Annotated in this window: 5 protein-coding genes; 2 read left to right on the forward strand and 3 right to left on the reverse strand. The window is 71.5% G+C overall.

The genetic code is table 11. The annotated features are described in order from the left end of the window. Nucleotides 1-4: 4 nt before the first annotated feature. The 3 genes from BIV03_RS09880 to BIV03_RS09890 all read right to left on the reverse strand — a co-directional run bounded on the left by BIV03_RS09880 (nt 5) and on the right by BIV03_RS09890 (nt 3,055). Complete coding sequence (locus BIV03_RS09880) at nt 5-883, reverse strand: SMP-30/gluconolactonase/LRE family protein (RefSeq protein WP_071295556.1); 879 nt, start codon at nt 881-883, stop codon at nt 5-7. 48 nt (nt 884-931) lie between these two features. Next, nucleotides 932-1,765 (reverse strand): DUF1206 domain-containing protein, encoded by an 834-nt coding sequence (locus BIV03_RS09885; protein ID WP_175475794.1) that lies wholly within the window; start codon nt 1,763-1,765, stop codon nt 932-934. 123 nt (nt 1,766-1,888) lie between these two features. After that, nucleotides 1,889-3,055 carry an RtcB family protein gene (locus BIV03_RS09890; protein ID WP_071295557.1) on the reverse strand — a complete coding sequence of 389 codons (1,167 nt, stop codon included), beginning with the start codon at nt 3,053-3,055 and terminating at the stop codon, nt 1,889-1,891. Between the two features lie 460 nt (nt 3,056-3,515). Here BIV03_RS09890 and BIV03_RS09895 point away from each other — a divergent pair, with 460 nt between their 5' ends. Together BIV03_RS09895 and BIV03_RS09900 are read left to right on the forward strand one after the other, a co-directional pair. Further along, complete coding sequence (locus BIV03_RS09895; RefSeq protein WP_071295558.1) at nt 3,516-5,345, forward strand: glycoside hydrolase family 15 protein; 1,830 nt, start codon at nt 3,516-3,518, stop codon at nt 5,343-5,345. Nucleotides 5,346-5,358: 13 nt separating this feature from the next. Then, nucleotides 5,359-5,961 (forward strand): DUF1992 domain-containing protein, encoded by a 603-nt coding sequence (locus BIV03_RS09900; protein WP_071295559.1) that lies wholly within the window; start codon nt 5,359-5,361, stop codon nt 5,959-5,961. Nucleotides 5,962-6,075 lie beyond the last annotated feature (114 nt).

Raw genomic sequence — 6,075 nt, forward strand, 5'->3', positions numbered from 1 at the left:
CCCGTCAGCCGCTGAAGGTGTTCGCGGGGAACCCGTGCACCCGCGTCGGCACCGCGAGGACGGCACCGGAGTGCGGGTGCGCGACGAGCTGCTCCTCCGTGAGGTTCTCCCGCGCCGAGGCGACGAACAGCGTCGACATGTCCGGGCCGCCGAACGCCACCGACGTCACGTTCGGCACCGGGAGCTCGACGGTCTCGAGGTGCGACCCGTCCGGACCGTACCGCTCGACCCGACCGCCGCCGCCGTAGACCGCGCTCCACGAGCAGCCCTCGTCGTCGCGGACGAGTCCGTCGTGGGCGGACCCGACGACGAACGGCTCCAGCTCGCCGAGCTCCCCGTCGGGGCCGTACGACCCGCGGTAGATCGTCGACGCGCTCGTGTCCGTGACGTACATGACCGTGCCGTCCTCCGACCACTCGATGCCGTTCGTCACGCCGAAGCCGCCGCGGAGGAGTCTCGTGGTGCCGTCCGGCTCGATCGAGTACAGGGCACCGTCCGGCTCCCCCGTGGTGAGGTTCATGCTGCCCACGAGGAACCGGCCGAACGGGTCGCACTTGCCCTCGTTGAACCGGAGGCCGGCCGTGGCGTGCTCGACGCGGGCGATCTCGCGCTCGACGACGCCCTGGGCGTCCGTCACGACGACGGAGTCGCCGAGGGCCGCGACGAAGCCACCGCCCGCGCGGGGCTGGAAGCTCGCGAGCGGGGGCGGCAGCTGCACGGTGGACGTGGTCGTGCCGTGGGCGTCCGCGGTGGTGAGGGTGCCGAGGGTGATGTCGACCCACCGCAGCTCGTTCGTCCCGGGGTCCCACACGATGCTCTCCGCGAGGACGGCTCCGGCGTCGGAGAAGACGGTCACGGGTCCGGTCGTCGCGCTGCTGCTCATGACACCGGTCTACCGGTGCCGCCTCCGCGCGCGTCCACCGTGTCCGTGTCAGAGGCGGGCGTAGCGGGCGCGGAAGAAGCTGAAGACGCCGAACGCGAGGAACCCGATGCCGATCGCGACGAGCACGAACACCCCGCCCGGCATCGAGCGCAGCGCGTCGAACGCACCGTCGAGCCCGGTCGCCTGGTCGGGGTCGCTCCGGAAGCCCGCGACCGCGATGAGCACGCCGACGACCACCACGGCGATCCCCTTGAGCACGTACCCCACGACGCCGAGCACGGTGACGACACTGTCGAGGGGCTGCCGCGGGCGCACCAACTGCTTCCAGAACGAGCGCCGGCAGCCGATCACCACGAGGCCGACGCCGATCGCGACGGCGACCGCGGCGACGAGCAGCAGGAGGAACACGCCGCCGGGGGTCGCGAGGGCCGTCGCCGCAGCGCTCCGCGACGACCCGCTCGAACTCGTGCCGGCTCCGACCGCGTAGGACGCTGCCGAGTACGCGATGAGCCCGTAGACCACGGCCTTGCCGACGTTCTTCAACCGGTTGCCCCAGGCACGGGCGCTGTCCGTCCGCCCGCCGACCACGGCCTCGACCACGAGCCGGATCGTCAGCGCCGCGCAGCCGACGGCCACGATCCACAGGAGGACGACCCCGCCGGGGACCGCGGCGAGCTGCTGCAGCGCCCCCGACTGGTCGGTCTCACTGCCCGAGGACGCGTTGCCGACACCGAGCAGGATCGCCAGGTAGCCGATCAGCAGGTGCACGATGCCGCTGCCGACGAACCCGGCGCGCGCCGTCAGCTCGAACCACCGGCTGTCGGCCACGCGCTTCGCTCCACGACCGGTCTTCCGGGCCGCCTGTTCCGCCTGTTCACTCACGCCATCGAGCGTGCCCGACGGAACGGGCCCTGTCCGGCAGGGGCGGTGACACCCGGCCGTCTGGCAGACGGGAGGCGCGGTGCGGGCCCGCACCGCGCCTCCCGTCCCTGCGTGGCGGCGACGTCAGTCGCCCTTCACGTTGACGACCTGCCGCAGCGTGTGCCGGATCGACACGAGCTCCGAGGCGTCGGCCATGACCTGGTCGATCGGCTTGTACGCCGCCGGGATCTCGTCGAGGAACGCGTCCGTGTCGCGGTACTCGATGCCGACCATCGCCTCGCGCAGCTGGTCGTGCGTGAACGTCCGCCGGGCGGCGCTCCGCGAGAACAGCCGACCGGCACCGTGCGGCGACGACTCGAGCGACGGCTTGTTGCCGAGGCCCTCGACGACGTACGACGCGGTGCCCATCGACCCCGGGATCAGACCGGGCTGCCCCGCCCTCGCCTGGATCGCACCCTTCCGGGACACCCACACCGACTTCCCCCAGTGCGTCTCGCGCTGTGTGAAGTTGTGGTGGCAGTTGATCCGCTCCCGCTCGTCGACCGGCGTGCCGACGACCTCGGACAGCTGCCGCACGACGCGGTCCATCATCTCCTCGCGGTTGAGGAGCGCGAAGTGCTGCGCCCACCGCAGCTCGGCGATGTACCGGTCGAACTCCGGGGTCCCCTCGACCAGGTACGCCAGGTCGGGGTCGGGCAGCTCGATCCACCAGCGCTGCATTGCCTTCTTGGCGACCGCGATGTGCCGCTGGGCGATCTTGTTGCCGACGCCCCGCGACCCGGAGTGCAGGAACAGCCAGACGCGGTCCGCCTCGTCGAGCGACACCTCGATGAAGTGGTTGCCGGACCCGAGCGTGCCGAGCTGGTTGCGCCAGCCACCGTGCGCTCCGGCGGGGTCGAACCCGGCGGCCTCGGCCATCGTCTCGAGCTCCGCGATCCGGGGCTCGGCCGTGGCGACGATCTTCCGGTTCGACGCACCAGCCGACAGCGGGATCGCCCGCTCGATCTGCTCGCGCAGCTCCTGCAGGTCGTCGGGCAGGTCGGCCTCGGTGAACTGGGTCCGGACCGCGATCATGCCGCAGCCGATGTCCACGCCGACGGCTGCCGGCATGACCGCGCCGAGGGTCGGGATGACCGACCCGACGGTGGCGCCGAGGCCCAGGTGGGCGTCCGGCATGAGGGCCAGGTGCGGGAACACGAACGGCATGCGAGCGGTCGTGCGGGCCTGCTGCTCGGTGTTGTCCTCGAGCATCGAGGCCCAGCTCAGCAGCCGGTCGGTGATCTTCTCCATTGCTTCGTCTCGCTTTCGTGACGGTCTTCGGTGACGGTCCGGAGCGGGGTCCTGCTGCCGTCCGGCACCACGAGGCGTGGCGTTCGGAGGGCAGCGTCGTGGAGAGGACGCCCCGGGCCGGGTGGGCACGGGGCGTCGGGTGACGTCGCGTGCCTACGCGGGATAGCGGTCGGACTGCTGCTGGTTGCGCTGTTCGGGCAGCACGAGGAGCGTGTCGAGCTGGAGCTCGACTCGCTGTTCGTGGTGCTGCACGGTGCGCACGCGCGGTCCTTCCGGTGGTGCCCGGGACGGGCGGTCCTGCCGATGGGCAGGAGGACGACAGTAGTGCGACACGCCCGGGGTGCACAAGTCACCCCGGGCGTGTCGCCGGTTCTCCACAGCCTGGAGGAACGGCGGGCGTCCTCCACAGCGGGGTACGCCCGCCTGATGGTCGGGCCCAGGGCGCGGGCAGGCTGGGAGCATGACCGAGCGGACCCGAGACACCCCTGACGTGATCGACGACGAGGAGCGCACAGACGGCTACGCACCGCTCCGGTCCTACGGCGCGATCGGCGACGGTCGGACGGTGGCGCTCGTCGCACGGGACGGCCGGATCGACTGGCTGCCCATCCCCTCGATGGACTCGCCGCCGGTCTTCGCGAGCATCCTCGACGCCGAGCACGGCGGACACATCGCCCTCCGGCCGGTCGACGCCGACGCCGAGGTCGCGCGCGAGTACCTGCCGGGCACGAACGTGCTCGTCACCACCTGGACCACGGCATCGGGCTCCGTGACCGTGACCGACGCGATGGTGACCGGCGTCGCGGGACGCCTGCCCTGGGCCGAGGTCGCCCGGTGCGTGCAGGGTGTCGACGGCACGGTCGAGATGGAGTGGGCGGTGGTGCCGGGGACCCTGCTCAACACGTCCGAACCGAGACGTCTCGACACCGCGAACGGCGCCGTGATCGGCATCGACGGCATCACGATCGCCATCGTCGAGCAGGGCTTCGAGCCCGTGCACGACGACGGGCCCCGGTTCTCCGGCCGCTTCACCACGGCCGAGGGGTCGAAGCACATCCTGACCATCGTCGGGACCCACGACGAGCCGATCTTCATGCCCCGGCCGGAGAGCGCGCTCCAGGCGATGGACCGGACGATCGACAACTGGGCGACCTGGTCGGAGGAGTTCTCGTACGACGGGCCGTGGGCCGAGCCGGTGCAGCGGAGCGCCCTCGCCCTCAAGCTGCTCATCTTCTCGCCGACCGGCGCGATCGCAGCGGCTCCGACGACGAGCCTGCCCGAGGATCGCACCGGCGGCAAGAACTGGGACTACCGGTTCGCCTGGGTGCGCGACCTGTCGTACACGGTGCACGCGCTGACCCGCTTCGGGCTGCGCGAGGAGACCCACGCCGCGGTGTCCTGGGTGATGCGCACGATCGCCGAGCACGACGAGGACATGCCGATCTTCTACGAGCTCGACGGCTCGAAGAGCGACGGCGTCGAGGAGCGCGACGTCCCCGGCTGGAACGGCATCGGCCCCGTGACCATCGGGAACCGCGCCGGCGACCAGCTGCAGCTCGGGGTGTGGGGCGACGTCTTCGAGATCCTGCGCCAGTACGTCCGCGCCGGCAACGTCCTCGACCGGAAGACCGCGGCCGTCCTGCAGGAGCTCGCCGACGACGCCTGCCACCGGTGGGAGGAGCCGGACTCGGGCATGTGGGAGCTCCAGGACACGCAGCACTACGTCTCGAGCAAGATCGGCTGCTGGCAGGCGCTCGACGCCGCGGCCGAGCTGCACGAGGCCGGGATGATCGACGGGCCGCGCGACAAGTGGATCGAGAACCGCGAGCTCATCGAGCAGTGGGTCGCCGAGCACGGGTGGGACGAGGAACGCGGGTACTACGTGATGTACCCGGGCTCCGACAAGCTCGACACGTCGATCCTGCTGCACGCGATGAGCGCCTTCGACCGGGGTCCCCGCATGGAGTCGACCATCCGGGCGATCGAGGAGCAGCTGCAGCACGGCCCGCTCGTGTACCGGTACTCGGGCATGGAGTCCGAGGAGTCGCCGTTCGTGGCGTGCTCGTTCTGGCTCGCTGCCGCGATGGCCTGCGTCGGACGGGTCGACGACGCCCGCGACCTCATGGACGAGATGGTGGAGCAGGCGAACGACGTCGGCATGTTCAGCGAGATGATCAGCGAGGACGGCACGTTCATGGGCAACATCCCGCAGGGGCTGTCGCACCTGGCGCTCATCCAGGCAGCGCTCACGATCGAGGAGGTCGCTGGCGAGGAGCGCTCCGGGGAGTGATCATGGAGGGGTCATGAACGACGTCGATGCACGCATGGACCGGTTGCGACGGGCCGCCCGCTACCGGTACCAGCAGCTCGTGGACAGCGAGATCGAACGCGGCTCCCTCGACCCCGACGAGGTGCGCGAGGAGCGTCGGCTCCTGAAGGCCGCCGACGTCGCGGCGCACGCTCGGGCCCAGATCGAGGAGGCCGAGCGTCGGGGTGTCTTCGAGGGCAACCCGTACCACGGCAAGCGGCTCCCGGGGAACGACGGACGCCACGACCCCGACTGGTGGATCAAGGCGAAGATCGAGCGCGAGGAGATCACCGGGATCGCCCCGCCCGCCCTGGCGCTGCGGAAGGAGGACGCCGAGCTCGACGAGCACCTCGACGCCCTCTCCGCCGAGGCCGACGTCCGTGCCGTGCTCGACGACTTCAACGCCCGCGTGAAGGAGGCCCGCCGGCAGCTCCTCGGTGGGCCGCCGGTGGTGACGCCGCTCCGAGACGTCGAGACCGAGGTCGCCGGCTGGCGAGCGCGTCGGCAGGAGCGACTGGCGACCGAGGCGCAGGTGGCCGCGGACCGGGCCGCTGCCGAGGCGGACCGACCACGGCGGTGGTGGCGCCGACGTCGGTGAGGTGATCCGCGCCTCCTGGACCGCCCCCGGACACGGGAACGACCGCAGCACCGCGCTCGTGGCGCGGTGCTGCGGTCGTCCCTGGCGTGGAAGCGTTACTTGATCTTGGCGGTG

The organism is Curtobacterium sp. MCBA15_016, assembly GCF_001865105.1.
Taxonomy (GTDB): Bacteria; Actinomycetota; Actinomycetes; order Actinomycetales; family Microbacteriaceae; genus Curtobacterium.